This is a genomic window from Rhodococcus sp. 24CO (genome assembly GCF_050586165.1).
Lineage (GTDB): Bacteria > Actinomycetota > Actinomycetes > Mycobacteriales > Mycobacteriaceae > Rhodococcus_F.
Genome location: NZ_JAZFNF010000013.1, coordinates 37,955 through 64,133, shown reverse-complemented (window position 1 = coordinate 64,133; position 26,179 = coordinate 37,955). Strand labels below are relative to the sequence as shown.

Sequence of the window (26,179 nt, the reverse complement as noted above, 5' to 3'; positions counted from 1 at the left end):
CTCAGCGCAGAACTTGGCTGATCGAGACGGACAATCCCGGATCGGTTGCAACGCTCAGTTCCGACGGCCCGGCTCCCGCACCGATCAGGTGAGCGGCCAATGATGCGATCATCACTCCGTTGTCGGTGCACAACCTCGGCTTCGGGATACGCAGCGTGAGACCGGATTCGGCGCACCGCTGCTCGGCGAGGCTGCGAATGCGAGAGTTCGCGGTTGCTCCTCCGCCGAGTACCACGGTGTCGACGCCGACATCCTTGGCAGCACGAACCGCCTTCATCGTCAGGACGTCGGCCACCGCCTCTTGGAACGACGCTGCGATGTCGGGAATCGAAAAAGCCTCTTCTGCACGCTGTTTCGACTCGACATAGCGAGCGACGGACGTCTTGAGCCCGGAGAAGGAGAAGTCGTGGCGCGAGTCCCGCGGGCCCGTCATGCCACGAGGGAACGGGATCGCGTTCGGATCACCTTCCTGCGCAGCAGCATCCAAGGCCGGTCCACCGGGGAATCCGAGACCGAGAAGCCGTGCAACCTTGTCGAATGCCTCACCGGCAGCGTCGTCGACGGTTGTCCCGAGTTCGACGATCGGCTTTCCGAGATCCTCGACGTGCAACAAATGCGTGTGCCCACCGGAGACCAGAAGGGCCACGCACGACGGCAACGGTCCGTGCTCGAGGGTGTCGACCGATACGTGACCACCGAGGTGATTGACCGCATAGAACGGGATGTTCCACGCTGCCGCATAGGCTTTGGCTGCCGCCACGCCCACCAACAGGGCGCCTGCCAGTCCGGGCCCGATCGTCACGGCAAGAGCGTCGGGCTTCTCGATACCCGCCGCTGCGAGCGCACGCCGCATGGTCGGAACGATGGCCTCGAGATGAGCCCGAGAAGCCACCTCCGGCACCACTCCGCCGTACCGGGCGTGCTGATCCACGCTCGACGCCACTTCGTCCGCCAACAAATCACAGGTTCCGTCACCGTTCCAACGAACGATGCCGACTCCTGTTTCGTCGCACGAGCTTTCGACACCCATGACGATCATGCTTGCTGCTCCTCATTCTTGCGAACACCCGCGGCGGGTCGCCGCATCGTGAACGCATCTGCCCCGCTGGGCTGGTAGTACTTCTTTCGGGTTCCGACGATCTCGAATCCCTCACGCCGATACAGAGCGATTGCCGGTTCGTTGTCGGTCCGCACTTCCAGGAACACGTCTGCTCCCCGGTCGTCCGCGAGAGCCAGCAGCGCATCGAGCAAAGCCCCGCCGATACCGCGGCGCTGCGCACCCGGATCCGTTCCGATGGTGTGCACTTCGGCTTCGATGTTGGGCGGCGCGCCCAACAATGCGACTCCGGCGTACCCCAGAACATGTCCGTCGGGCTCACGGGCCACGAAGTAGTGATTGTGCGAGCCGGCCAACTCGGAGACAAATGCCTGCGCGGTCCACGGCCCGTCCCCCGCAAAGAGAGCACGTTCCAACTCGGCACACCGCTCGGCGTCGTCGACCGTCATTGACGTGATGGTGTAACTCATTTGCCGCGTTCCGCCAGGGTCTTGGCGTCCGGACGGCGCAGATACAGCGGCTCGAGCGGTTCCGGAATCGAACCGGCCAGAATGTCTTGCGCTGCAACAGTGACCAAACCGGCCGGCGACGGCGTCTCCGCAGGCTCGACCCGAAGATCGAAAAGGTCGACGTGCGAAGCAGATCCGGCAACAATCGTCGACGGCGACGCGTCAACGTCGCCCGGCGAGTTCACTGCGGGACCTTCCACCCGAACGCCCGCATCGTAACGGGCCCAATAGATTTCGCGTCGACGCGCATCGGTCACGACAAGCAGGTTGCCCGGCGCCTTCACTGCCGCGGCGATGGCGTCGAGGCTGCACACACCGTAGACCGGGACACCGAGCGCGTCGCCGAACGCGGCGCCGGTCGCCATCCCCACCCGCAGGCCGGTATACGGACCAGGTCCCACACCCACCACGACGGCACCCAGGTCTGCCGGCGTGATCGACGCCTCGGCGAGGCATTCGAGAACATGCGGGGTGAGCACCTCGGCATGCGCGCGGGGGTTCACGGTCACCCGAACGGCGAGCGTCGAAACCTCGCCGAGAGGCGAGAGTGAGACAACTCCGGCGGTGACGGCCGGCGTGGAGGTATCAATCGCGAGAACAAGCACGATAAATCAGGGTACTCGCACGTGAAGAAGTACTTTCAACGGTGGGAGCAGTGTCACGACGTCCATGCCCAACTGGCCGTCCGGACATCCGACTCGGGTTCACGGTGAAGCTGCACGCGCAAGTGACGCTCGACAAGGCGTTCCACGACGTCGCCGCCCCACTCCACCACGACCACGGCATCGGTGAGGTCGGTGTCCAGGTCCAGGGCGTCGAGCTCGTCGAGAGCGTGCGGCCCGCTGTCACCGAGGCGATACGCGTCGACGTGAATCATCCCGACGGGTGTTCCGCCGTCGGCGCGAACGCCGGGGCGATGCTCACGCGCGATGACAAATGTCGGTGACGTCACCCGACCCTGCACGCCGAGGCCCGCACCGATACCGCGGGTCAGTGCCGTTTTTCCGGCGCCGAGGGGACCGTCGAGAACCACGAGGTCACCGGCGACAAGTCCGGCCGCCAGTCTGCGACCGAATGCCTCCGTGTCCTCCGTCGTCTCGAGGGTGACGGTTCCTGATTCAGGGAGGGTTTCAGCCGACATCGGACCTCAATTGATTATGTGTACGTGAGACAAGACTCTCGATCGCATCCGTGACGATAGCGGGGAACTCCAGCTGGATCAGATGACCGGCGCCGCGAATTCGCACCAGTTCGGACTCCGGCAACGCATCCGCCAACAGTTTCGAGCTGGCAAACGGAATCATCATGTCCTGATCGCCGCAGATGACCACAGCCGGAGTGTGCGCGAGTACCGGCAGAGACTCACTCTCGTCATGCAATTCGAGGGTCCGCAGGAAATTGACGATGGTGACAACCGACGTGCGATCGAGCATCCCGTCCGACAGCTCGTGCAATCGTGGGCTCACATCCGTGCCGTACGACGCGGCCCGCAGGATCGGTGTGATGAGCACGCGCGCAGCGCCACGGGCATGCTGCACGACGCCGGGGGACGTCCGCACAGCCAATCGGAAACCGTCGATGATCGGATTCTGCAGATTGCGAGTGAGCCCGGTTTCGGCGAGACCCGCTGCGGTGGTCGATACCAATCCGACACCGACAACTCGGCCACCGGCGAACCATTCCGGTCGCTGACCGGCAAGCGAGAGCACTGTCATGCCGCCCATCGAATGACCGACGAGCACAACCGGACCGATCGGCACCTTGGCCTCGATGACCGACGCCAGATCACGGCCGAGTTGCGAGACCGTACAACTCTTTGCGCGGGGCATGCCCGAATCACCGTGCCCGCGCTGGTCGTAGAACACCATCCGAACGTCGTCGCCCCACCGCTCGGCAAGCTGACGACGCTGAAAATGCCAGGACAACGCGCTCAGACAATATCCGTGTACGAAAACAACCGTCAGCGGAGCGTCGTCCGGCCCGACTTCGCGGACTGCCAGATCAACCCCGTCGTCGGTGCGGACGACGCTCGCGCGGTCCCTCATCATCAGGTCGAAGTCTTCGCCTGCGTAGATCTCTCGGCCTGGCCGAGTGGCCGTCTTCAATGCGTTGACTCCGGCCATGGAACCGAGTGCAACCGCACTGAGGAGCCCACCGAGGATGCTCATTCGTCCTGCAGTCTTCACGAGATACCCTCCCCGCCGATGTACGTACGTTCGGTTCGCCCGCGCAGGCCGGTCACGATCTCGTAGTGAATGGTGTCCAGCGCTTCTGCCCAGGCTTGCGCGTTGGGTTCGCCCTGATCGCCGTTACCGAAGAAGATGGCGGTGTCGCCCTCGCGAACACCGTCACCGTCCGGTCCGAGGTCGACCATCACCTGGTCCATGCAGATCCGTCCGACGGCTTGACGACGCTTACCACCGAGTTGGACCTCGAAACGCCCGCTCAGCGAGCGCGGAAGTCCGTCCGCATAGCCGACAGGGAGCAGCGCCAGGGTGGTGTCGCGCGGCGCGGTCCAGAGGTGTCCGTAGGAAACCCCCTCACCGGCGGCCACCTTCTTCACCAGAATCACCTTCGCTCGCAACGTCATTGCCGGTCGGAGACCGAAATCGCCCATCTCCGGTACGGGCGACAACCCGTATATCGCAATTCCCGGCCGAACCATGTCAAATCGCAGGTCAGGACGGGTTACCGTTGCCGCCGAGTTGGACAGGTGCACAACCTCGGGTTCGAATCCACGGGCCCGGACGTCGGCGACAGCGTCGATCAGACGTTGCTTCTGGTGGTCGATGACGTCGTGGTGCGGTTCGTCCGAATGCGCCAGGTGCGAGAACACTCCGCGCAACCGGATCGTGCCCTCGTTTCGCGCTGCGGCGAGGTCTGCCAGCATCTGCGGCCAGTCCGTCTGCGAGACGCCGTTGCGATTGAGTCCGGTGTCGACCTTCAGCGTCACCGTGGCAGTTCGTCCGAGATCCCGCGCGGCGGTCACTACCGCGGCCAGGTGCCGCGGAGACGACACTCCGATTTCCACATCAGCGGAAATGGCGGCGGCAAAATCGGCGTCGACGCCATGCAGCCACGCCAGTACCGGAGCGGTGATCCCCGCTGCCCTCAGGACCAAGGCCTCGCCGATCGTGGTGACACCGAGTTCGCGAGCACCGGCGGAGAGTGCAGTACGCGCAACAGCAACGGCTCCGTGGTTGTACCCGTCAGCTTTGATGACTGCCATCAGTGCCGCGTCACCGGCGAACTCACGAAGAACCCGCACGTTGTGGGCGATGGCATCGAGGTCGACGACCGCCTCGGTCTGCGGACCTCCCGTTGCCGCGACGCTTGCCGACGCCCCTTCTTCTGGGTCTTTCGGGGCTCTTCCTTCGGCAAGCTTCATGGCGTCAATCCTGCCACTCTCGCGAATTCCGACATCAATTCGGGTTTGAGATCACTCAATTCCGGGCAACGCTGCGTAGCACCCGCACAGCGTCACGCACACTCCCCAGCAGCGGCGATGCAGAGATCGGTGCGCCTTTGGCGTCGGCCAGCCCGCCTGCGGCAGCCAAGTTCGCGGCAAGAGAGTGTGTTCTGGCTCCCACCGCCGCAGCGTCGAGTGGTGCAAGCCCGGCCGCGAGCAGCGCCCCGATCACCCCGGACAAAACGTCACCCGATCCAGCCGTCGACGCCCACGAACCACCGGCATCATTGACCAGCACCTCTCCGCCTCGATCGGCGATCACCGTCGTGTGGCCTTTGAGGAGCACTGTCACACCGAGATCCGACGCCAAGGCGCGCGCGGCACCGACCCGATCAGCACCCACCTCGGCGCCCGCCAATCGTGCGAACTCACCTGCGTGCGGCGTCAGCATCGTCGGTGCGGTGCGCCGACGTGCCAGATCCAGATTTTCGGCCAGCAAGCTCAGCCCGTCCGCATCGACCAGGACGGGGACATCCGTCGCAAGAACAGATGCAAGCAGTGTCGCCGCGTCGGCATCGGTTCCCATTCCCGGACCGACCACCCACGCCTGCACGCGCCCCGCGTCTTCGAAGGTCGCGCTCGCGACCACCTCGGGGAAACGTGAAAGCACCTCGGCCGCTCCGTGCCCCGCGTAACGCACCAGTCCCGACGTCGCCGTGACCGCCGCCCCCGTACACAACACACCCGCCCCCGGATACTGCGCACTCCCCGCGATCACCCCGACAACGCCCTGCGAATACTTGTCGTCACTCGGCCCCGGAATCGGCCAGCGCGCACCCACTTCAGCCGGGTCGAGGGAGCGGAAAGCCGGCTCCCCGAGATCCAGACCGATGTCGATCAACTCCACCCGACCGCACCGCTGCGGCGCCAACACGTGCACCGGTTTGAGCGCGCCGAATGTCACCGTCACCGCAGCCGTCACAGCGGGCCCGTCGACGCCGCCGGTGTTTGCGTCCACACCGCTGGGAAGATCGACCGCGACGATCGGGCAGCGGACCTGCTCCACCAGCGCAGCCGCCGCGCGGCGCAACGGACCGCGACCCGAAATTCCGACAATCCCGTCCACCACCAGATCCGGTGTACCGAGGTCGGACTCGACACGCCCACCCGCTCGGCGAAAAGCCTCGAGGCCCCGCCGGTGCGCGCGCTCCGGGTCGAGCAGGACCGCACGCACAGCAACTCCGCGCTTACGCAAGAACGCTCCGGCCCAGAGCGCGTCACCGCCGTTGTCGCCGCTACCCACCAGAAGAGTCACCGCCGTCGAAGCGAGTGATCCTGTGTACAAACGCAATTCGTCGGCAACAACCCGCGCAAGTCCGTACGCAGCCCGGCGCATCAGCACTCCGTCAGGCAACGACGCCAGCATCGGCGCCTCCACTTCGCGGACCTGATCTGCCGTGTAGTACCCGCGCATGCCGGAACCCTTCGTTTGCCAGTCGCTACCCTCGGAACCATGAAATCACGTCTCGTCCCGATGTTCGCGGGCCTCGTTCTCACTGCCGGCCTCGTCGGGTGTAGTTCCAGCACGGATTCCACCCCTCGGGCGCCTGAAACCACGGTAACCGGACCGGTTGTCACCGTCACCGGGATGGCCTACTCCCCCGCGTCCATCACCGTGAACGTCGGTGACACAGTCACCTGGGTGTTCGACGACGGAGGTATGGCCCACGACGTCAAAGGGATCGGTACTGCCCGAAGCCTGCTCCGTAGCCCGCTCAAGAAGTCGGGCACGTACACAGCCACCTTCAACGAACCCGGAACCTACGATTACACGTGCACACCGCACCCCGACATGCGCGGAACTGTCATCGTTCAATAGCTTTCGACAGCAGTGAGGCCCGCAACCGGGAGCGGTTGCGGGCCTCACCGATCTCACCGAAAACTATTCGACGGTAACCGATTTCGCCAAGTTACGCGGCTTGTCGACGTCGTAGCCACGTGCCGCAGCCACCTCAGCGGCAAAGATCTGCAGCGGTACCGTCGACAGCAACGGCTGCAACAGGGTCGGCGACGCCGGGATCTCGATCAGGTGATCCGCGTGCGCACGTACCGCGTCGTCACCTTCCTCGGCGATCACGATCGTCGTTGCCCCACGCGCCTTGATCTCCTGAATGTTGGACACCAACTTCGAGTGCAACACCGCACGGCCCTGCGGCGACGGCATGACGATGATGACCGGCAGGCCCTCCTCGATCAACGCGATCGGCCCGTGCTTGAGCTCACCCGCCGCAAAGCCCTCGGCATGCATGTACGCAAGCTCCTTGAGCTTGAGCGCACCCTCGAGCGCAACCGGGTACCCAACGTGACGCCCTAGGAACAGAACCGTCGACGCATGTGCAAACGTGCGGGCCAGCTCACGGATCGGTTCCGCGTTCGCGATGACCTTGCTCACCAGAGCCGGCATCGCCTCGAGGTCCGCGTACTCACGAGCAACCTCGTCCGGGTACTTCGTGCCACGCGCCTGCGCCAATGCCAAACCGACCAGATAATTTGCCGTCACCTGCGCCAGGAATGCCTTGGTGGACGCAACGGCGATTTCCGGTCCCGCCCGCGTGTAGAGAACAGCGTCCGCCTCACGGGGGATCTGCGCGCCGTTGGTGTTGCAGATCGCGAGAACCCGAGCCTTCTGATCCTTGGCGTGCTTGACGGCTTCGAGCGTATCGGCGGTCTCACCGGACTGCGAGATGGCAACAACCAGCGTCGAACGGTCCAGAACCGGGTCCCGGTAACGGAATTCGCTCGCCAGCTCCACCTCGACTGGAAGCCGGGTCCAGTGTTCGATCGCATACTTCGCCAACAAACCGGAGTGATACGCGCTGCCACAGGCCACGACAAAAACCTTGTCGACGTCGCGCAGTTCCTGATCGGACAACCGCTGCTCGTCGAGAACGATCTTGCCGTTCTCGAAATGACCGAGAAGCGTGTCCGCAACCGCGGTCGGCTGCTCCTCGATCTCCTTGAGCATGAAGTAGTCGTGGCCACCCTTTTCGGCCGCCGCAAGATCCCAGTCGATCCGGAACGGACGACCCTGCGCTTCGTTGCCGGAGAAATCGGAGATCCGGTAGCTGTTCGCGGTGATCACCACCGCCTGGTCCTGACCGAGTTCCACCGCGTCGCGCGTGTGCTCGATGAACGCCGCCACATCGGAACCGAGGAACATCTCCCCCTCACCGACACCCACCACCAACGGCGTCGAACGACGCGCTGCGACAATCGTGTCCGCATGATCGGCGTGCGTGAACAGCAACGTGAACGCGCCTTCGAGACGACGGACAACCGACAACGCGCTCTCGACGAAATCACCCGCAGTCGGGCCTTCCGCGTACGCACGAGCCACCAGATGAACCGTTACCTCGGTATCGGTGTCACTGAGCAGTTCGATGCCGGCAGCCTCGAGCTCAGCACGCAACGGCGCGAAGTTCTCGATGATGCCGTTGTGGACCACCGCAAGCTTCCCACTCGCGTCGCGATGCGGGTGAGCATTCCGATCGGTCGGCCGACCATGCGTCGCCCACCGGGTATGACCCATACCCGTCGAGCCGACAAAGCTGTCCGCACCGATCTCTTCCAACTCAGCTTCGAGGTTGGCCAGCTTCCCGGCCTTACGCTCGATCTCAACGCCACCCACTCCATCGAGAATCGCGATTCCCGAGGAGTCGTAGCCGCGATACTCCATTCGCCGCAAAGCCTCCACCACAACACCCAGAGCTGGGCGGTGGCCGACGTATCCCACGATTCCGCACATGGTGAATCAGGGTACTTGGACACCCGTGGCACGCGCATTCTGCGGTTGCCAGGGCACGCCGACGGCCACATCGGATAACGTCTTGATCCGTGGCACCGAAACTGAAGGCACTGACCCGTGAGCTGTCCAAGCGCGGACCGCATCGTGTTCTGCGCGGCAACCTGGCTCTGGCCGGTCAACCAGGAGTCGTCTACACCCCGGAAGCGGGCTTCAATCTCCCCGCAGTCGCCTTCGGGCACGGCTGGATGGTCGGTGCGCACAAATACGAACAGACACTTCAGCATCTGGCTTCCTGGGGAATTGTCGCCGCAGCACCCGAAAGTGAACGTGGCCCAGTCCCCTCGCACCTCGGATTGGCCGCAGACCTGCGCTCGACCCTCGACATCTGCGTCGGCGTGCGGCTCGGTCCCGGACAGATCAGCGTCCATCCTGACCACGTCGCATTTGTCGGACACGGAATGGGTGCCGGTGCCGCAGTCCTCGCTGCCGCACAACGTGGAAACGTCGCGGCCGTCGCCGCACTCTTCCCCGCACCCACCGCCCCCAAAGCCGAGAACTACGCGTCCAAGATCACAGCCCCCGGATTGATTCTCGCCGGCGAGGACGACGTCGACTCACTCACCAGCAACGCTCGCCCGCTCACCCGCGAATGGGGCGGGCCCGTCATCGGACGCACCATCGACGACGCCCAGGACGCCGGACTGATCGAAGGGCGACGCCTTCTTGGAGCATTGGGCCTCGGCGGGTCCGAACGCAAAACACAGGCCACGACGCGATGCCTGTTGACGGGATTTCTCCTGTTCCACCTGACCGGCGACAAGCGCTACGAAGCATTTGCCGACCAGGACACCGAATTCCCGCACACCTCGCCCATGTTCGATGCGGATGCTCAGTCCGACGCCCACTCTCAGTCCGACGCCCGCCGGAGCCAGGCAGTTTCCCGGTAATCGGCACTCGAATCTCGTGTCGGGTGACCGGACTTCGCAGTATCGCCAGGCATCGCAGTGTCGCCAGGCATCGCGGTGTCGCCAGGCATCGACGCGGACGCTGATCGCAGAAACGTGCCCTGTTCGAAGGGCGTATGACCGAACTCCTTCACACCGGTGGTCAATTCGCCGAATTGTGCACACCGCTGTTGGTGGTCACGTTCGGCAGCAGACCGTCGCGCGCAAAATTCGGAGAGTTGCGAATCCATGACCGCATTGATGGCGTCGAACTGCGACACACTCATATCGGCCCCGCCCCAGCCAATTCGGCTCCGGTCATAATCGGTTCGTTCAGTGGCTCACGGTGTTCTGGCGGTGCTGTGTCTTCTGGCGGCGCTGCGTCAACTGCTGGTGCCGGGCCAACTGCTGGTGCCGGGCCAACTGCTGGTGCCGGGTCCAGTGCTGGTTCGGCATCGACCGGAGTCGGATCCGGAGGTTGGTACGGCTGCTGGGCCGGCTCCGGCGCCTCGGACAGTACGGGAGCGACATCCGTCTCCACCGCGATTCTCGGCCAGCCGTGCTCGTCCAATTCCACAGTGACAGTGACGGACTCCCCGGACTGGTCACGGACTTCCAGACTGACCCCACGTCCGTCCGGCGCAACGGAGAACCCCCAGGTATCGGTGCCGACCGCCAACTCGAGAGAAGGTGCAACCCTGTCCACTGCAGGCTCGGCCGCCTGCGATACGGGTGTCTGCACTGCGTCGAACGGAACCGAAGAATGCTCAGCGTCGGTAGAGTCACTCTCGAGCGGAAACAGTTCGGAGACGAGACCAGTGGCAACCCCGAACGCGTCGGTCAGAGCCACCCGGGCCTGCTCGCAGGCGCGGTCGAACTCGTCGCGGGTGTCCACGTACACAGGTCTGAAGATCTGATCCATCCAGGGTCTGACGAGATCTGCTGCCGCTCTGCATGTTTCGATCTGATCGACCGGCGCGGCATATCGCACTGCTCTGAATTGCCCATCCGACAACGGCGCAAACCACGTGGCAGCCTTCGCAACTGCGTCGACGCCCCCTTGCTGCGTGCTCACGTCCACAAGCTGATCGATCCGCTGCGCATCGATCCCGCCGATCATTTCGCGATCCAGCGACGCAACCTTGAAAGCCTTGTCCACCACAGCAGTTCGAACGATTCTTGCCAGTTCGTCGATGACGGAAATCAGCAACGGCATGGCCTCCACGTCGACTTCCGCTCTCCGCCGCTCCTCGCGCACCCGACTGGCAACGTCGTCCACCCCCTCGACATTCCAGATCTCCGAGAGAGAATCGGACAGCACCGCGAAGTCCCGCGAATCATGCGATGACGCTTCCACCGCCATGGACATAGTCGAGATGTCGGAATGCAGTGCCGACAGATCGATTCCCGATTCGGCACGATACATGTCGTCGTAGCTACCCAGCGGTCGCATTTCGATACCGAGACGAGTGGCAGCATCGTGAAAGTGCCCGAAAAAATCCAAGCCGACGCTACCGGAGTCGAGAATATCGTCCGGAACGGACAACGAATTACGTTGCGCAATAATCAGTTCCGCAGCATCAGCCGCAGCGCTCGAGGTGGCCGCAGCGCGAATCGGCATCAGAAACCTGATTTCGGATACTCGCGGCCATGCATTCGCAACCGATCTGCCAACCCCAGATCGACATCCGCAATCGCTCGGGACGAACCCCCGATACGCGCGCCGAGAGCCTCAACGAACTGGGCACGTTCCACCATCCGTCTCCGGAGCACACCCAGCGCAGCAGCAAGCGTGTTGCCACACTCGGCGTAATCCCGGCCTGCACACTCGCCCGAGAACTCGGGAAATTCCAACGTTCGTGCAGTGACACCCATTTGTTGCGCAAGCGCCGCTGTCCGACGCTCGAGCTCATCAGTAGCAGTGTGGTCGATATCCATGCGGAACTCCGTTTCGCCCGGCCGCACGAAAAATCCGACGGTCCATGACTACTTGGACGCACCAACCCCGTGGGTCGTTCCCTCGAGAGTTCAGTTCCTCGCAGATTCGACGATCACGCTACGTGCGATTACACCGCCGCTACGGTTTCTGCCAGCTCGTCGGCAAGCTTGCGTGCCACACCAAGATCCGCAGCTTCGACCATGACGCGCACCAATTGTTCGGTACCGGAAGGCCGAAGCAGAACACGGCCGCCGTCACCGAGGACACGCTCGGCATCGGCGACCGCGGCCATCACCGACGTCGCAGCGGCAACTGCTGCTTTGTCCTCCACCCTCACATTCACCAAGACCTGAGGAAGCGATGTCATCGTTGCGGCGAGCTGCGAGGATGACTTACCCGTCTGCGCCATCCTGGCCAGCAACCGAAGTCCGGTGAGCACGCCGTCTCCGGTTGTTCCGAATCCGGGGAACACCACGTGTCCGGACTGTTCGCCGCCCAGGCTGTATCCACCAGTGCGCAGTTCTTCCAACACATAACGGTCACCGACCGCTGCTGTGACCACGTCGATACCTGCTGCCCGCATCGCGAGGTGCAAACCCAAGTTGCTCATGACAGTCGCCACGAGTGTGTTCTCGACCAATTCTCCGGATTCGTGCATCGCCACCGCCAGCACAGCCATGATCACGTCGCCGTCGATCACTGCCCCGGTCTCGTCGACGGCGAGGCAACGGTCGGCGTCACCGTCGTGGGCAAGACCAAGATCTGCGCCGTGCTCGACCACTGCTTTCTGCAGATTCTCCAGATGAGTGGATCCACAACCGTCGTTGATGTTGAGGCCGTCCGGTTCGGCGCTGATCGCGATCACCGTCGCGCCCGCAGCACGATAGGCCGCCGGGCCGACCTCGGAGGCTGCACCGTTTGCGCAGTCCACAACCACGGTCAAGCCGTCGAGTGGCTGCGTCAGAGCGGTGCCGAGATGCCGCAAGTAGAGCGCGGCGGCATCACCGACTGGGCGTACTCGCCCGATGCCCGCGCCGGTCGGCAGGTTCGGCGCCACACCACCGTCGATGGCAGCCTCGATTGCGGCCTCGACATCGTCGTCGAGCTTGTGTCCACCCGCGGCAAAGATCTTGATGCCGTTGTCCGGCATCGGATTGTGAGAGGCGGAGATCATCACGCCGAGACTCGCATCGAACAAACCAGTCAGATAGGCAACTGCCGGGGTCGGCAGAACGCCGACATCCAGGACGTCGATGCCGGCCGAAGTCAGCCCGGCGGTGACAGCCGCCTGGAGCATTTCACCGCTCGCGCGAGGATCCCGTCCGACGACCGCGGTCGGGCGGGTACCACCACCGATTGATTCAGCTGCCAGAACGTGCGCGGCCGCTATCGACAATCGCAGCGCAAGATCCGCCGTCAGATCGCCATTCGCCAAGCCGCGCACACCGTCAGTTCCGAACAACCGCCCCATCGAACAACTCCCTGAATATCTTGTGCGAGTTCTGTGAAATATCTTCCCCGAAAAACACAAGAGCAGGCGTCCGGTAACGATGGACGCCTGCTCTCGAGTCGAACAGGTGCCGAAGCAGACCAGCCGGTCAACCTCGGCGAAGCATCAACGCTTCGAGTACTGCGATGCCTTACGGGCCTTCTTCAGTCCGTACTTCTTACGCTCGACTGCGCGAGCGTCACGGGTCAGGAAGCCGGCCTTCTTGAGTGCCGGACGATCATCGGGGGTGACCTCGATGAGCGCACGAGCGATAGCCAGACGCAACGCGCCTGCCTGACCGGACGGTCCGCCACCGTGCAGCAGTGCAACGATGTCGAAAGACTCGGGACGCTCAACCGTAACCAGCGGAGCCTTGATCAGCTGCTGGTGCACCTTGTTCGGGAAGTAATCCTCGATGGTGCGGCCGTTGAGCTTGAACTGGCCGGTGCCGGGGACCATGCGGACGCGGACGACCGCTTCCTTACGACGACCAACGGTCTGGATCGGGCGATCGATGACGATCGGTGCCAGCGGAGCCGCTGCAACCTCTTCGACGACCTCGACTGCTTCGGCGGCGAATTCTTCCACTGCCTCGATGTTTTCTTCGGTCACGTTCTGCTCTTCCGGCGATGTCACTGTGCGACCTGCTTGATCTCGAACGGCACCGGCTGCTGCGCGGTGTGGGGGTGATTCGGGCCAGCGTAGACCTTGAGCTTGCTGCTCATCGCGCGACCAAGCTTGGTCTTCGGGAGCATGCCGACGATGGCCTTCTCCACGAGGCGATCGGGGGTCCGGTCGAGGACCTCTCCCACGGTGCGGGACTTCAGGCCACCCGGGAATCCGGAGTGGTGGTAGACCTTCTTGCCAACGAGCTTGTTGCCGCTGATGGCAACCTTCTCGGCGTTGATGACGACGACGAAGTCGCCACCATCGATGTGCGGAGCGTAGGTGGGCTTGTGCTTACCGCGCAGCAGGGTCGCTGCCTGAACGGCAAGACGGCCCAGCACCACGTCGGTGGCGTCGATGACGTGCCACGTGTGGGTCACATCTCCGGCCTTCGGGGTGTACGTAGACACAGAACTTCCTCGTCTTAATTCATTCCACTGCTGACCATGTGCGTATCGCATAGACAATTCTCGGCGGCCAGTTGAGACCCGAGAACCGCTGGACCCTGCGCATCGAGTTCCGGGAATCGAACGTGCAGTCGAACACACGATCAAACATCCGGACATCAACATGCGGAGGCCTACGGCACGCCACCGATAGACGATACCGGTATCAACCGTCTCCGGTCAAAGAGAGTCCGGACCACCGGTTGGCAGCGTTCATACGAAAGCTTTCTACCCCAACGACCGATGCTCGTCGGGGTAGAAAGCGGAAAGCTACATTCGGCGTGAGGTCAGCGCCCGAAGCCGTTTGCCGCCGCGCGATCGGCGTCCCGCATCGAATCGGAACCACTCGCCGTTGCGTTGGCGATCTGAGCCAGCACGATGTTCAGCTCTTCCGACGCCTGTCCCCACCGACGCTGTGCATCGTTCCAGGCCTCGGAACCCGCGCCTTCCCAACCCGCCTGCAGGTTGTCGACAACAACCTTGATCTCACCCTGCTTGTCGTTGATCGCCTGCGCCTGACGCTTCATTTCGTCAGACAGCATGGCAAGTCCGCCGAAGTCGTACCTGATCATGTTCTCGCTCATAACCACTCCCGTTCCACTTTATGTCCGTATCGAATCTGATCACTGTATGTCTGTCGCATCCGGGTCGATCTGATTCGACTCACCGAATGTTCTTGCGCGGAGCCTGATTCAGATCACTCAGGACATGTTGACGGTCGCGCCGCGCAACGAACTCACGTTGTCGGATTCTGCGCTGTCGAACGTTCCGGCCGACTGCTTGATCTGCTCACAGATATCGCCCAGCGCCGTGTCGAGTTTCATGGCAGCGTTGTTGTAGCGCACCATGATGTCGGCGTATTCGGTGTGTGCACTGCCCTTCCACGAACCGCTCGACGCCTCCGCCTCGGATCGAACGGCATTCACCAGGCCTCTGATGTCTCCCAAATGGCCGTTGATGACATTCGCCGAACTGATTAATTCAGCGGTAGTTGCGGTAAAGCCCATGTTTCCCCCTGGTTGTGATGTGCATGCGCGGTGTCGGCGGTGGCTCACATCCGGCGGACCTTCGCTGGCAACAAACACCTGATGTGCGCTACACATACTTGGACGCCGCGCACTCGCCGGCGGTTCCGACGGTTCGAAACAAATTTCGCGCGGTCAATTCACGGGCGACAGGGATTCGACGATCTGCACGCACTCCGGCTCGAACGCGTCCCATTCACCGACGAGGTACTGGCACCCGATACTCACCTGCGTGCCACGTTCGACAAATACCTGCCACCGAACTTCTGAATACCCATCGGGAAATTCCCTGTACAACAGAACCTTTCGCCCGTCCGAGGTAACAGCGGACTCGAGGTTGCCGAAGCGGAGTGGATCCTCTATCGCCGACAGCTGCTCACGCAGATCGATCTCGACCGCGTCGAACTCGACGCCTGCCCGGAGCTCCTTCTCGATGATGACGATCTTGCGATCGTTCCCAGACGCCGGAACCAAGTCCATCCGTCCTGCGGCCGATCGGCCGCGATCGGGCGCCCACCCCGCCGGCACGACAACGCTCACGTTGCCACCAGCGAGCGGGATTGTTGTCGTCGGCGCAGCCGACGTGCTGGAAGGCACCAGCGTGCTGGGCGGGGCACTACCCTGTGCGGTCGGCAACGTCAGTGTCGTCGGCAGTGTGCTCGCCGGCACCACATCGGCAGACTGACCGTCAATAGTTCGGGCTTCGACCGCAGTGCCCTCGACGCCGCCGCGCCCGGTCGCGACCGCGACGCCCACTCCGAGCAGTCCGACAACAACGACCGACACCGCCAGCGCCGGCAACCAGCGGCGCGGGTGGACTCCCGAATCGGCTGGCGCAACCAGCCCCGACGGCGGCACCCACCGATCTCCGAATGCCGAGTTGTCCACAGCCCGTCCCGCCGAATTTTCTGCCGCGACCGACTCCAGACGCACCCGCGGATCGACGATCGCTCGGACGATCCGACTCTCGTCGAGAACACGCACGCTCGCATAGCCGTGAATGCTTCGCGATCCACGCTCCAAGGACGACGCAATCGAATGTGAATGCCGCCCGACAACCACGACGGCGTCCCGAACAGTCAGTTCGTCGAATTCACCGAACAGTTGCGTCAATTCCGACAGTGATCTGCGCGCAGTGCTCATAACCGTGACGTCTCCGTCGAAATCGCGCACACACGAAACGACAGCGTCACCACCACGGATCTCCACCACAATGCACCTGGCTCGCCAGCTGCCCCGGGTGGCACGGGCAATCGCGATCGCCGTCGGGACCAGGACAACGTCGTACCCGACCCGGCGAGCCGCGTCGAGCAATCGCCCCTTTCGCGTATTTCCCCACTCGGTCGGATAGCTCAGGTACAACACATCTACATCGGCCAGGCCGCAACCCTGCACAGTGTGCAGAATCAAGTGCACCAGTTCGAGATCGGTAGGCGCGATTCGTCCACCGATCTCCATGTAGTTGTCGTCGATGAAATCGAGCGGATTGACAGCAGGCAACGCGGCGGCCGGTGACGAGTGCTGCTCGGTGTCGACCCTGCAACAGAATTCGCGTTGCCTGGTTGCCGACCACGCGTTGGACGAACCTATATGAACAGAAACCGACAACGTGTGACCCGGTGTCACAGCGGTGGCATCCACGGTAGTTGCACCAGCTGGGTCTGCGACCGAGAAACGTAGGTAGCCCGTCCCTGCGGCATCTCGGAACCACGCACCGCGCCAACCAGATTCCCCTCATCGCGGCTGCCACTCATCACGACGCCGGCGGGTGCCATGTCACGGATCCGGGCAATCACCGGTTCGAACAGCGCTCGCCCTGCCCCGCCGGATCGTCGTGCGATCACCAGATGCAGCCCAACATCTTTCGAGTGGGGAATGAACTCGAGCAGTGCAGCGACCGGATTACCGGTGGATGTTGCCACCAGGTCGTAGTCGTCGATGATCACGTAGATTTCCGGCCCCGACCACCACGAGCGTTCTCGCAGTTGTTGTTGCGTCGTATCCGAATTCGGCATTCTCGCGCCGACGATCCGAGCAAGGTCAGCCATCAGTTCACCGAATGTCGCCGCTGAGGCCGAGTATCCACCAAGGTGATTTCCGTCGACCACACCCAACATCGAATGCCGATAGTCACCGATGATCAATTTTGCCTGCGCCGGTGTGTTCGACGCCATGATCCCTTCGGCAATGCCGCGGAGCAGCGACGTTTTCCCGCAGGCGGTATCGCCGAATATCAGGAGGTGCGGGTGCTCCGCGAAGTCCATGTAGACAGGTTCGAGGTCGGTTTCACCCAACCCGACAGGTATCCGCAGACACCGACCGTCGCCCGCGCTTGCCCGCGGCCACCTGTCACCGACAGACTCGAGAAGCTCTGCACGCGTATATGATTCGGGAAGCATCCGAACCGGCGGAGCGGGTCGGGACGTCGACATAGCCGCAATGCGCATCACCGAATCAGATACAGCGGCACTGAGTTCTACGCTGCTGGAGATACCGTCCATTCGCGGAAGCCCGGTCAACAAGTGCAGGCCTTCACGAGTGATGCCGCGCCCCGCATGACGTTCCGGAACCAGATTTGCCTTCTGGCGCCCCGCGTCGGAGTCTCCCGGGTCACCTAGACGTAGTTCGATCCGAGTGCCGAGCTGATCTTTCAATGCCGGCCGAATATCTGCCCACCTCGGCGCGGTGACCATGACGTGAACTCCGAATGACAATCCCTGCGCCGCAAGGATACTGATTGGACCTTCCAGAGATTCGAAGTCCGAACGAACGCTTGGCCACCCGTCGATCACCAGGAAGACATCGCCGAATCTGTCGCGTTCGAGGCCGGCGGCGACGCCAACTCCGCGAGGATCGGCAGTGCGCAGTCGCCGGAATTCGACCATCGAGTCGATACCAAGATCACGGAAGAGTCGCTCCCGTTGCTGCACTACCGTCGCAACCTCCGCGACCGTTCGCCTGACCCTGTCCTCGTCGAGACGATTTGCCACCGAACCGACGTGCGGAAGGTCCCGCAGTCCCAGCAAGGTGCCGCCGCCGAAATCGAGGCAATAGAACTGCACTTGCTCCGCGGTATGCGTCAAAGCAAACGCCATGATCAGGGTCCGCAGTGCCGTCGATTTCCCCGACTGCGGGCCGCCGACGATCGCTACATTTCCGGTCGACCCGTTGAGGTCGACAACTAGTGGGTCGCGCCGCTGGTCGAACGGCCTGTCGACAATTCCGAACGCTGCACTCAGATTCCCGCGGGGCAGATTCGGATCACCCGAGATGGCACGCGGAAGAAGCTGATCGAGCGTTGGGGACTCGGAGAGCGGAGGAAGCCACACTTCATGCGCGCGCGGACCGTACTCCTTGATCCTGTCGACGAGAACTCCCATGAGCGTCCGTGATTCGTCACCCGCCTCTCCCATGTCGACAAAGTCCGGCTCCACCACATCCTCCGGGATGTGATCACTGATCACCGTCGCAGCGGTGAACAACACCGGAGCGAGACCGACGGATTGTTCCGTCGCAAGTCGCGTCGGCGCAATCCTCGCGCCCTCGTAGGGTCCGGAGACGTACGCGCCTTGAAAGCGCACGATCTCGGCAGAATCCGCTTTCACATATCCAGCGCCTGGATTTCCGGGTAGATAGTATGCGTCGGGGACTCCCAACACGGTTCGAGACTCGTTGGCGGAGAATGTTTTCAGGCCGATTCGGTACGACAGATGACTGTCGAGCCCACGCAATTTCCCTTCATCCAGACGTTGACTGGCAAGCAGCAGATGGATGTGCAGCGATCTGCCGAGCCGGCCTATTGCCACGAAGAGGTCAGCGAATTCCGGTTGTTGACTGAGCAATTCGGAGAACTCGTCCACTACGACGAACAGGGCAGGCAGCGGGTCGAGTGCAGCACCCGCCATCCGCGCTTTTTCGTAGTCCGACACATTTGCGAAGTTTCCCGCGGCCCGGAGGAGTTCTTGACGACGGTTCATTTCACCGGCAAGTGCGTCGCGCATTCGGTCCACCATGGCCAGTTCTTCGGCAAGGTTGGTGATGACGGCCGCAACGTGCGGCGCCTCTTCGAGACCGAGGAAGGTTGCCCCACCTTTGAAATCCACGAGGACAAGATTGAGGGCGTTCGGCGAGTGGGTCGCGATCAAACCCAACACAAGCGTCCGTAGAAACTCCGATTTGCCCGAACCTGTTGCCCCGATACATAAACCGTGCGGCCCCATTCCGTTCTCAGCGGATTCCTTGAGGTCGAGTTCGACAGGTTGGCCGTCAGCACCGACACCGATCGGCACCCGCAGCCGATCACGTCCCTGGCGAGGCAACCACGCATGCTCCGGGTTGAACCGCGCAGCGTTTCCGATGCCCAGCATCTGACTCCACGAGCGCGACGCCGTGTCGTCGTCCCCCGAATCGACAGCGTTCTGTGACGCAGCACGGTACGGCGCCATCCGTCGGCCGAAGGTCTGGGCGGTGGTCGTGGAGACGGAATCCGGGCGCGCAAACTTCTCCACGCCCGCACTGCTGACCGCGCCCACTTGATCGGGAGCGACCACCAGACGCAAACCTCGACTGGCCGACAACGACGACGCGAAGCCACACAGGTCCAGGATCGTCACCGAATCCAGACCCGCTCCGGTCAACAGACCCGAATCGCCTTCCAACAATCCGCCGTCGACGACAACGACGACATGCGGCACACCTGACGTTGCGGGCGCGTTGCGCGAATAACGGCCACGCATCGAAAGTTGCTCACCCAGAGCACCTTCCAATTCGAGATAGGAGCCGTACACCATCCGCGCCGCGCCCGCACCGTCGTACGCCTCCGGATGCTGCGTGTGCGGCAACCATTTGACCCATTCCCATTCGACCTGAGTATCGGGGCCCCGCACCACAGCGATCTGCAATATGTCAGGACCGTGAAAAGTACACAACTGCATCAGCATCGCCCTGACCAACGACCGCGCCGCGTCACGTTGACCCTCCAGCGCTATCGAGGCAAACCCCCGCAGCGACACCGCAGTCGGAAGATCCTCGACCACCGAATGGGAACGGACAAATCGTCGAAGCGACACGGATGCAACCGGTTCGAGGTCTTCAACCGGTCCAGTCTCCGGCGAGATCAGACGAGTCGCCAGTCTCTGACTGCCGAGACCGACACGCACGTGACAATAATCGGGGTCCGTTATCTGACGCTCCCACATGCGTGAGGTGCCCGCCAGCGTCCACAGCAACGACGGTTGCGGACTACTCCATTCGAGTGCCCGACGTTGCGCCTGTCCGGTCTCGTCGACATCACGACGCAACTGATCGAGATAACGAAGGTAGTCTTTACGGTCCTCGTTGACTTCGGCTGTCCGCGCGCCACCACTACGACCGCCACCGGCCAGCATCCCGAGCATCGAGACCATCATCATGATCGGAAACAACAAGGACATGGGATTTCGCGCCATTCCCGACGTGAACATCAACGCGACCATGCCGACCATTGCCACCACCATCACCGCCGGCAGCAATTTGGTCAGCAGATTGCCAGGAGTCACACGAGGGATCTCGGGCGGCGCCTGCAACGTCACCTCGCCGCCTGGCGCGCGCGGCGCCTCACGCCGAGCCCGACGCAAAAATCTGACTGTGCTCACTTAGCCCCCTACAGCGCTGCGATGTGTCCGACATCAACCGGACCGCCCCCACGGCACAAAGTCCACGCAACGAGAAGACACTAACCCATCGGGCCGACAAAGACCTTCGAGCACAACCGTTCCACTGGAACAGTGGCGGCAGCAATTCCCAGTGCGGTGTCGTATGGTTCCGATAACGAAGGGGTGACGCGAACGGGGAATCGCGTCGAAGGGTGGGGTTCGACAGTGAACAGTGGGGTTGATTCATGAGCATGTCGACAACCGACACGGCGCCGGCGGCGCCAGGTGATCGTCGTAGCGGCCCGTCGGCAGAGCTGTGTCGACTGACAGTTCTCTCGGCACACTCGCAGGTCGATCTCGCAGTACCGCTACGCATTCCGCTCACACTGGTCATTCCCGGCATAGTCGACACTATTCGAAGCCACAGCGGTTCCAATGATTTCGACACCGTATCCGAACAATTCGAACCGACGGACTGGACCCTGGCCAAGGTTGGCCGCGCACCGCTGTCCGGCACGCTCTCCCTTCACGAGCATGGAATTCGTGACGGAGAACTACTCGTTCTCGAAGCCGCGGACGCTGCCGCCCCACCGCCGTTGTTCGACGACATCATGTACACCGTCGCCGCCACCGACGCTCAGACCTATCGGCGGTGGACACCGCTGGCCGCACGGATCACCGGTTCCGTGATCGCTGTCCTCGCATCATTGCTCGGATCTGCCGCGCTGATTGTCGGCGCAACCGGAATACCCGGTGCTACTTGCGCTTTCATCACATCCCTTCTGCTGACCATTGCGTCGATCGTGACGGCCCGCGTCTACCACGACAGTGGAACCGCACTGGCCCTCGGCTGCGCCGGCGTTCCACTTGCCTTCACCGCTGGTCTCCTTGCCGTGCCCGATGAACTACAGGCGCCACACCTTCTCATGGGTTCCGTGCTCGTCGCATCGGTCGCTTTACTATGCCTGCGCCTCTGTGGCGTCGGATTAGCTACATTCACAGCACTTTTCGGCATCTCGTTGGCCGCAACTGCAGCTACTGCAGCAGCAACGCTGCTACCGCGCGTTTCGCTGGAAACGATCAGTGCAGTCGCCATTGCACTCGCGCTGATCACCCTCGCCTACTCGGCCCGGCTATCGATGATTCTTGCCAAGCTTCCGTTGCCACCAGTGCCGGTACCGGCAAATCCGTTGGACGAAGCTCGTGATCTTGTCGCCGAACCCGACATGCCGAATTTCGACGAACTGACCGAGCGAACCGGACGCGCACGCAGTTACCTGACCGGTTTGGTGGTTGCGACATCCGTGACTGCGATGACCGGTGCGCTGAGCGTGGCCGCAGTCCATACCGGCGACGGAGTCGTCTGGTCCGGCCTTGCCCTGGCCGGAGTTACCGCAGGCGTTCTGATGCTCCGCGGACGCACATTTGCCGGTACCGCCCAGGCTGTCCCCCTCATCGCGTCTGGGGCGGCCATCGTGCTAGTTGTTCTGGGAGCACAGATCTGGTCACACCAGGACGACGCCGTCGTCATTTTTGCCCTCGCCATGGCCCTTCTCATCCTGGCACTGGTGCTAGGCATCCTCGCACCGAACCGGGTGTTCAGCCCGGTAATGCGACGGATTGCAGAGTTGATCGACTTGGCTGCGATCGCGCTGATCGTGCCTCTGATCTGTTGGGTGACCGATCTGTTTTCGGTCATGCGCGGACTCTGAACGGCGGACATACACGCATGAACCGTGGAATATCCTGGACTGCGACACTCCTCGCCACCGCCGCACTCACACTCTGTGCGGGGCAAGGCGTAGCCGTCGGCGCGATGCCGCCGCCCATCGATCCGTTGATGCTTCCCGAAGACGGCCCCGCGGCGCCGCCGCAAGCCACTGCGCAACGCACACTGTGCGTCCCGGCCGTATCGGGCGGCGACGGTGCCGATATCCCGCCCGCCCAGCTCGACTTGGCATTCGATGCGGTCTGGCCGATCACGACCGGCGCAGGGCAGCGTGTCGCGGTTATCGATACCGGAGTCAGCCGTCATCCCCGACTTCCCAATCTGGAACCCGGTGGCGACTACGTGGGAACCACCGACGGAACCGAGGACTGCGACGCCCACGGCACCGTCGTCGCTGGGTTGATCGGCGCTCAACCAATGGCCGGGTCAGGCTTCTCCGGTGCCGCTCCCGGAGCGACAATCATCACGATCCGACAGTCCAGTTCCGCATACTCCCTGGCCGGCAGCCAAGACGATCCGAACATCGCCGAGAACTCGTCGGGGTACGGAAATGTGGACACGATGGCCATGGCTGTCCGTCACGCCGCCGATCTGGGAGCAACCGTCATCAACATCTCCGAGGTTGCGTGCAAGCCGGCAGCCGAGGGCATCAACGATCAACGTCTCGGTGCCGCAATCCAATACGCCGCGCTCGTCAAGGACATCGTTGTCGTAGCCGCCGCGGGAAATGTCGGATCCGGCGGATGCAAAACCCAGAATCCCGCACCCAGCCCGCTGACGCCCGATGCTGACCTGTGGAATTCGATCAACACGCTCGCCAGCCCCGCCTGGTACGACGACTTCGTACTGACCGTCGGATCCGTCGATCCCAACGGGGCGGCGAGCTCGTTCAGCCTCGGTGGTCCCTGGGTCGACGTGGCCGCTCCCGGGACGGGAATCGTGTCACTGAATCCCACCGAATCTGGGTTGACCAACGGAACGTACGGCCCGGACGGCTCCGCTCGCGCAATCAACGGGACAAGTTTTGCGGCGCCGTACGTCGCGGCAACCGCGGCGCTTGTTCGATCCCGATACCCGGATCTCACTGCTGCACAGGTAGTTCAGCGCATCGAGTCGACGGCACATGCCCCGGCCGAGGGCTGGAACCCCTACGTCGGGCATGGGGTGGTCGATCCGTTGGCAGCGGTTACCGCGCTGCCGAGCGACGTCGAAACCTATCCGCTCGGTCACCACACCACGACTTTGGCTGCGCTGCCCGTACCGCCGCCGCCGGACAACCGCGCGCGCGACGCGGCTCTCGTGGGCGTCGCGGCCGTAGGTTCGCTCGGCATCCTCGCCCTTCTGTCATCGTTTCCGATACGTCGTGTGCTTGCAGAGCGAGGACACCGTTCACGTCATCAGGAAACAGCAGACAGCTGATCCTTGGGCAGATCCGCGTGCTCCGGGGCCAGATCTTCGGCCCGAGCGGACCGCACCTTGTCGATGAATATGACGCACAACAAGGAGACAACGCCCCAGATCACAAACGTGATCAAGTGCGACCCGACTGTGTCCGCGCCGAAGTACAGAATCGACCGTACCGATTCCACGGCGGCAGGCATCGGCAGGATGCCGTGGAGCACTCGGAATATCTCGGGCTCCATGTAAACCGACAGCGCACCACCTGAAGCCGGAACCCCGAGGAACATCAAGATTGCGACCGCCGGGATGACTGCGAGGAGCCCGAGTAGCCGTACGAGCACTGTCGTGAACAGCGCGGTACAGAAGGTCGCGACGATTCCGGTTCCGAAGAGCTGCCAGAAGTGGCCGTCGATCGCTCCGACTATAGGTCCGGCAATTGTCCAGATCACGGCGGACATGAAGACCGACCACCCGGCAAGCACCGGGAGCAGAGTCCGCAACTTCATCACCGTGGGCGCAGCACTGCTCGCGACGACGATGATCATGAAGCCGGACATGATCCAGCCCATCGCGATGTACATGCTGACCGTGCCGCTGGAATCGGAATCGGCAAGCGGCGCAAGATCCTGTGTGGTCAGCAGCACCTGCTGGCCCTGCGCAACCTGCGTGAATACAGCCGCCACTGCTTGCTGCTGGCTCATGCCGGCAGCTTGGCTGGTGATCAGGGTCGCGCTCGGCGAATCGGCGGACGGCAGTACGTATGCTGCGACAACCGTACGGTCCTGAACGAGGTCGCCGGCTTCGTCCACCGAATCGACTGCACTCAGATCGAACAGTCCGCCCAGATTCTGTTCAAGTCCGGCAACGGCCTGCTCAGCTTGCTCGCTCGAGGCTGCAACCACGGCGACCGGCATGTCACGGGGCGCCGGCTGGTACATCGCTCCGAGCATGACCGACAGCATCAGCACAACCATGGCAAACGGGAAGAACGCGAGCGTGGCGTACCGAACCTTGTTGCTGGTCGGACGGGGTCCCGCTGTCAACGACTCCATCGTCACGTCAGGAATACCGCCGTCAGGACTGCGACGACGCTTGAGCGCGTCGACGCCCAAGGTCGCGAGAAGCGCAAGCACTGCTCCGAGCGCCAAAACGATCAGATGCGAACCGAGACCGTCACCGCCGAAGTACAGCACTGATCGAAGCGCCTCACCCGTTGCCGCAGTGGGCAGGAATCCGTGCAGCGTCGCGTAGATCGACGGCAGGGTGTAGACCGACATTCCCATGTTCGAGGCCGGGACGCCGAGCACCATGATGAACAACATGCCGACCAGAACCGCCATCGGCCCGAATATCCGGGTAAGGAACAACTGCACGGAACCGACGGAAAAGACAGCGAGCCAGGAGATTCCGAGAACTGCCGCCGTATGGCCCTCGACTGCACCGAGAATCGGGCCGGTAACCAACCACACGAGCGCTGCGATCAGCGCAGACCATCCGGCAAGAAGTGGCACGACTCGGCGCAGTCGCAACAGCTCCGGCGAGTTGGACAGCATGATACTCAGCGGCATGTAGCCCGCGAGCATGAGCGCCGTAGCCATGAACATCGCCGCCAGACCAGCGGTGTCGTGGGCAGGAAGTGGAGCCAGATCCTCGACCGTCACGTTGAGCCCCTGCTCCAGCACCTGTGGGGCAACAAGTCCGGTGACTGTCGAGACCTGAGCAGCGCCGGCCGCACTCGCGGTGTAGACCGTTGCGGTGTCGCCGCCCGTAGCGGGCAACGACACGACGCCGGATACCTCACGGCCCCGGAGCAGTTGACGTGCCTCGTCTTCGCTGGCGACTACTCGCACGTCGACAGCCGACGGATCGGACGCCTCGAGCGCAGCCGCAAACTGGTCGGCCTGCTGCATCGGCCCGGCAACCGCGATCGGCATGTTGTTCGGGGAAGGCGCGTGCATCGCGGCCAGATACCCCGTGATCATCATGCCGACCATCAGGAAGGGCAGCAGGATCATCGCGACGTATCGGCCGATCTGCTCTTTTCGGGCTCGAGCGGCAGCAGCCTCGGCTTCCGTGGGCTCGCCTGGTGGATGCTCGGTTTCCGGCGATGCGGTAGTGGTCATAGTC

The 26,179-nt window shown here is 62.9% G+C and carries 23 protein-coding genes; 5 read left to right on the top strand and 18 right to left on the bottom strand.

The window, feature by feature from the left end; all coding sequences use genetic code 11:
- Window position 1 precedes the first annotated feature (1 nt).
- The 7 genes from tsaD to V2B23_RS27165 are packed head-to-tail and all read right to left on the bottom strand — an operon-like array spanning window position 2 to window position 6,449.
- Entirely contained in the window at window positions 2-1,039 is a 1,038-nt protein-coding gene (tsaD, locus tag V2B23_RS27195) for a tRNA (adenosine(37)-N6)-threonylcarbamoyltransferase complex transferase subunit TsaD (protein ID WP_033231336.1), read from the bottom strand.
- Window positions 1,036-1,527: a ribosomal protein S18-alanine N-acetyltransferase gene (gene rimI / locus V2B23_RS27190; protein WP_430953124.1), complete on the bottom strand. Its 492-nt coding sequence runs from the start codon at window positions 1,525-1,527 to the stop codon at window positions 1,036-1,038. Before rimI ends, tsaD begins: the two co-directional genes overlap by 4 nt.
- Window positions 1,524-2,171, bottom strand: coding sequence for a tRNA (adenosine(37)-N6)-threonylcarbamoyltransferase complex dimerization subunit type 1 TsaB (gene tsaB, locus V2B23_RS27185; RefSeq protein WP_430953123.1), 648 nt, complete (start codon window positions 2,169-2,171; stop codon window positions 1,524-1,526). Before tsaB ends, rimI begins: the two co-directional genes overlap by 4 nt.
- Window positions 2,172-2,224: 53 nt before the next feature.
- Complete coding sequence (gene tsaE, locus V2B23_RS27180; protein ID WP_430953122.1) at window positions 2,225-2,707, bottom strand: tRNA (adenosine(37)-N6)-threonylcarbamoyltransferase complex ATPase subunit type 1 TsaE; 483 nt, start codon at window positions 2,705-2,707, stop codon at window positions 2,225-2,227.
- The gene (locus V2B23_RS27175; RefSeq protein ID WP_430953121.1) at window positions 2,697-3,752 is read right to left on the bottom strand and encodes an alpha/beta fold hydrolase; all 1,056 of its coding nucleotides are present in this window, start codon (window positions 3,750-3,752) and stop codon (window positions 2,697-2,699) included. The genes tsaE and V2B23_RS27175 overlap by 11 nt, the downstream gene beginning before the upstream one ends.
- Window positions 3,749-4,954: an alanine racemase gene (gene alr, locus V2B23_RS27170; protein ID WP_430953120.1), complete on the bottom strand. Its 1,206-nt coding sequence runs from the start codon at window positions 4,952-4,954 to the stop codon at window positions 3,749-3,751. The genes V2B23_RS27175 and alr overlap by 4 nt, the downstream gene beginning before the upstream one ends.
- A 55-nt stretch (window positions 4,955-5,009) precedes the next feature.
- The gene (locus V2B23_RS27165; RefSeq protein WP_430953119.1) at window positions 5,010-6,449 is read right to left on the bottom strand and encodes an NAD(P)H-hydrate dehydratase; all 1,440 of its coding nucleotides are present in this window, start codon (window positions 6,447-6,449) and stop codon (window positions 5,010-5,012) included.
- Between the two features lie 39 nt (window positions 6,450-6,488).
- Between V2B23_RS27165 and V2B23_RS27160 the strand changes: the two genes are divergently transcribed.
- Complete coding sequence (locus V2B23_RS27160; RefSeq protein ID WP_430953118.1) at window positions 6,489-6,854, top strand: cupredoxin domain-containing protein; 366 nt, start codon at window positions 6,489-6,491, stop codon at window positions 6,852-6,854.
- Window positions 6,855-6,917: 63 nt separating this feature from the next.
- Here the strand turns inward: V2B23_RS27160 and glmS are convergent, their stop codons facing one another.
- Window positions 6,918-8,780, bottom strand: coding sequence for a glutamine--fructose-6-phosphate transaminase (isomerizing) (gene glmS, locus V2B23_RS27155; RefSeq protein ID WP_430953117.1), 1,863 nt, complete (start codon window positions 8,778-8,780; stop codon window positions 6,918-6,920).
- Between the two features lie 89 nt (window positions 8,781-8,869).
- Here glmS and V2B23_RS27150 point away from each other — a divergent pair, with 89 nt between their 5' ends.
- Window positions 8,870-9,727 (top strand): dienelactone hydrolase family protein, encoded by an 858-nt coding sequence (locus V2B23_RS27150; RefSeq protein WP_430953116.1) that lies wholly within the window; start codon window positions 8,870-8,872, stop codon window positions 9,725-9,727.
- On the opposite strand, the gene V2B23_RS27145 is transcribed toward V2B23_RS27150, so the two are convergent.
- Window positions 9,688-10,011, bottom strand: coding sequence for a hypothetical protein (locus tag V2B23_RS27145; protein ID WP_430953115.1), 324 nt, complete (start codon window positions 10,009-10,011; stop codon window positions 9,688-9,690). The two genes, V2B23_RS27150 and V2B23_RS27145, sit on opposite strands and share 40 nt — an antisense overlap.
- Complete coding sequence (locus tag V2B23_RS27140; RefSeq protein WP_430953114.1) at window positions 10,008-11,345, bottom strand: hypothetical protein; 1,338 nt, start codon at window positions 11,343-11,345, stop codon at window positions 10,008-10,010. Before V2B23_RS27140 ends, V2B23_RS27145 begins: the two co-directional genes overlap by 4 nt.
- Before the next feature lie 29 nt (window positions 11,346-11,374).
- Between V2B23_RS27140 and V2B23_RS27135 the strand changes: the two genes are divergently transcribed.
- Entirely contained in the window at window positions 11,375-11,710 is a 336-nt protein-coding gene (locus V2B23_RS27135) for a hypothetical protein (protein WP_430953113.1), read from the top strand.
- A gap of 80 nt (window positions 11,711-11,790) precedes the next feature.
- Here V2B23_RS27135 and glmM read toward each other — a convergent pair whose 3' ends face one another.
- The 7 genes from glmM to eccCa all read right to left on the bottom strand — a co-directional run bounded on the left by glmM (window position 11,791) and on the right by eccCa (window position 20,922).
- Entirely contained in the window at window positions 11,791-13,134 is a 1,344-nt protein-coding gene (glmM, locus tag V2B23_RS27130) for a phosphoglucosamine mutase (protein WP_430953112.1), read from the bottom strand.
- Window positions 13,135-13,278: 144 nt separating this feature from the next.
- Window positions 13,279-13,788: a 30S ribosomal protein S9 gene (gene rpsI, locus V2B23_RS27125; RefSeq protein WP_430953111.1), complete on the bottom strand. Its 510-nt coding sequence runs from the start codon at window positions 13,786-13,788 to the stop codon at window positions 13,279-13,281.
- The gene (rplM, locus tag V2B23_RS27120; protein ID WP_033231347.1) at window positions 13,785-14,228 is read right to left on the bottom strand and encodes a 50S ribosomal protein L13; all 444 of its coding nucleotides are present in this window, start codon (window positions 14,226-14,228) and stop codon (window positions 13,785-13,787) included. The genes rpsI and rplM overlap by 4 nt, the downstream gene beginning before the upstream one ends.
- 323 nt (window positions 14,229-14,551) lie before the next feature.
- Window positions 14,552-14,848 carry a WXG100 family type VII secretion target gene (locus V2B23_RS27115; protein WP_033231348.1) on the bottom strand — a complete coding sequence of 99 codons (297 nt, stop codon included), beginning with the start codon at window positions 14,846-14,848 and terminating at the stop codon, window positions 14,552-14,554.
- Between the two features lie 117 nt (window positions 14,849-14,965).
- Window positions 14,966-15,271, bottom strand: a complete 306-nt coding sequence (locus tag V2B23_RS27110) for a WXG100 family type VII secretion target (protein ID WP_033231349.1) — start codon at window positions 15,269-15,271, stop codon at window positions 14,966-14,968.
- A 153-nt stretch (window positions 15,272-15,424) separates the two neighbouring features.
- The gene (locus V2B23_RS27105) at window positions 15,425-16,930 is read right to left on the bottom strand and encodes a type VII secretion-associated protein (protein WP_430953110.1); all 1,506 of its coding nucleotides are present in this window, start codon (window positions 16,928-16,930) and stop codon (window positions 15,425-15,427) included.
- Window positions 16,912-20,922, bottom strand: coding sequence for a type VII secretion protein EccCa (gene eccCa, locus V2B23_RS27100; RefSeq protein WP_430953109.1), 4,011 nt, complete (start codon window positions 20,920-20,922; stop codon window positions 16,912-16,914). The genes V2B23_RS27105 and eccCa overlap by 19 nt, the downstream gene beginning before the upstream one ends.
- A gap of 245 nt (window positions 20,923-21,167) precedes the next feature.
- On the opposite strand from eccCa, the gene eccD reads away from it, so the two are divergent.
- Together eccD and mycP are read left to right on the top strand one after the other, a co-directional pair.
- A complete protein-coding gene (eccD, locus tag V2B23_RS27095) occupies window positions 21,168-22,634 on the top strand; it encodes a type VII secretion integral membrane protein EccD (protein ID WP_430953108.1) in 1,467 nt (488 codons plus the stop codon).
- A 17-nt stretch (window positions 22,635-22,651) separates the two neighbouring features.
- Complete coding sequence (mycP, locus tag V2B23_RS27090) at window positions 22,652-24,070, top strand: type VII secretion-associated serine protease mycosin (protein ID WP_430953107.1); 1,419 nt, start codon at window positions 22,652-22,654, stop codon at window positions 24,068-24,070.
- Here the strand turns inward: mycP and V2B23_RS27085 are convergent.
- Entirely contained in the window at window positions 24,049-26,175 is a 2,127-nt protein-coding gene (locus V2B23_RS27085; protein WP_430953106.1) for an ABC transporter permease, read from the bottom strand. The two genes, mycP and V2B23_RS27085, sit on opposite strands and share 22 nt — an antisense overlap.
- Between the last annotated feature and the right edge of the window lie 4 nt (window positions 26,176-26,179).

Excerpts from the sequence above, each read along its gene's own strand:
- mycP (WP_430953107.1), top strand. The coding sequence starts at position 22,652 with ATGAACCGTGGAATATCCTGGACTGCGACACTCCTCGCCACCGCCGCA.
- tsaD (WP_033231336.1), bottom strand. The coding sequence starts at position 1,039 with ATGATCGTCATGGGTGTCGAAAGCTCGTGCGACGAAACAGGAGTCGGC.
- V2B23_RS27145 (WP_430953115.1), bottom strand. The coding sequence starts at position 10,011 with ATGAGTGTGTCGCAGTTCGACGCCATCAATGCGGTCATGGATTCGCAA.
- V2B23_RS27135 (WP_430953113.1), top strand. The coding sequence starts at position 11,375 with ATGCATTCGCAACCGATCTGCCAACCCCAGATCGACATCCGCAATCGC.
- V2B23_RS27085 (WP_430953106.1), bottom strand. The coding sequence starts at position 26,175 with ATGACCACTACCGCATCGCCGGAAACCGAGCATCCACCAGGCGAGCCC.
- glmM (WP_430953112.1), bottom strand. The coding sequence starts at position 13,134 with ATGGGGCGGTTGTTCGGAACTGACGGTGTGCGCGGCTTGGCGAATGGC.
- V2B23_RS27110 (WP_033231349.1), bottom strand. The coding sequence starts at position 15,271 with ATGGGCTTTACCGCAACTACCGCTGAATTAATCAGTTCGGCGAATGTC.
- eccD (WP_430953108.1), top strand. The coding sequence starts at position 21,168 with ATGAGCATGTCGACAACCGACACGGCGCCGGCGGCGCCAGGTGATCGT.
- V2B23_RS27115 (WP_033231348.1), bottom strand. The coding sequence starts at position 14,848 with ATGAGCGAGAACATGATCAGGTACGACTTCGGCGGACTTGCCATGCTG.
- V2B23_RS27160 (WP_430953118.1), top strand. The coding sequence starts at position 6,489 with ATGAAATCACGTCTCGTCCCGATGTTCGCGGGCCTCGTTCTCACTGCC.
- V2B23_RS27165 (WP_430953119.1), bottom strand. The coding sequence starts at position 6,449 with ATGCGCGGGTACTACACGGCAGATCAGGTCCGCGAAGTGGAGGCGCCG.
- tsaE (WP_430953122.1), bottom strand. The coding sequence starts at position 2,707 with ATGTCGGCTGAAACCCTCCCTGAATCAGGAACCGTCACCCTCGAGACG.
- alr (WP_430953120.1), bottom strand. The coding sequence starts at position 4,954 with ATGAAGCTTGCCGAAGGAAGAGCCCCGAAAGACCCAGAAGAAGGGGCG.
- glmS (WP_430953117.1), bottom strand. The coding sequence starts at position 8,780 with ATGTGCGGAATCGTGGGATACGTCGGCCACCGCCCAGCTCTGGGTGTT.
- V2B23_RS27140 (WP_430953114.1), bottom strand. The coding sequence starts at position 11,345 with ATGCCGATTCGCGCTGCGGCCACCTCGAGCGCTGCGGCTGATGCTGCG.
- rimI (WP_430953124.1), bottom strand. The coding sequence starts at position 1,527 with ATGAGTTACACCATCACGTCAATGACGGTCGACGACGCCGAGCGGTGT.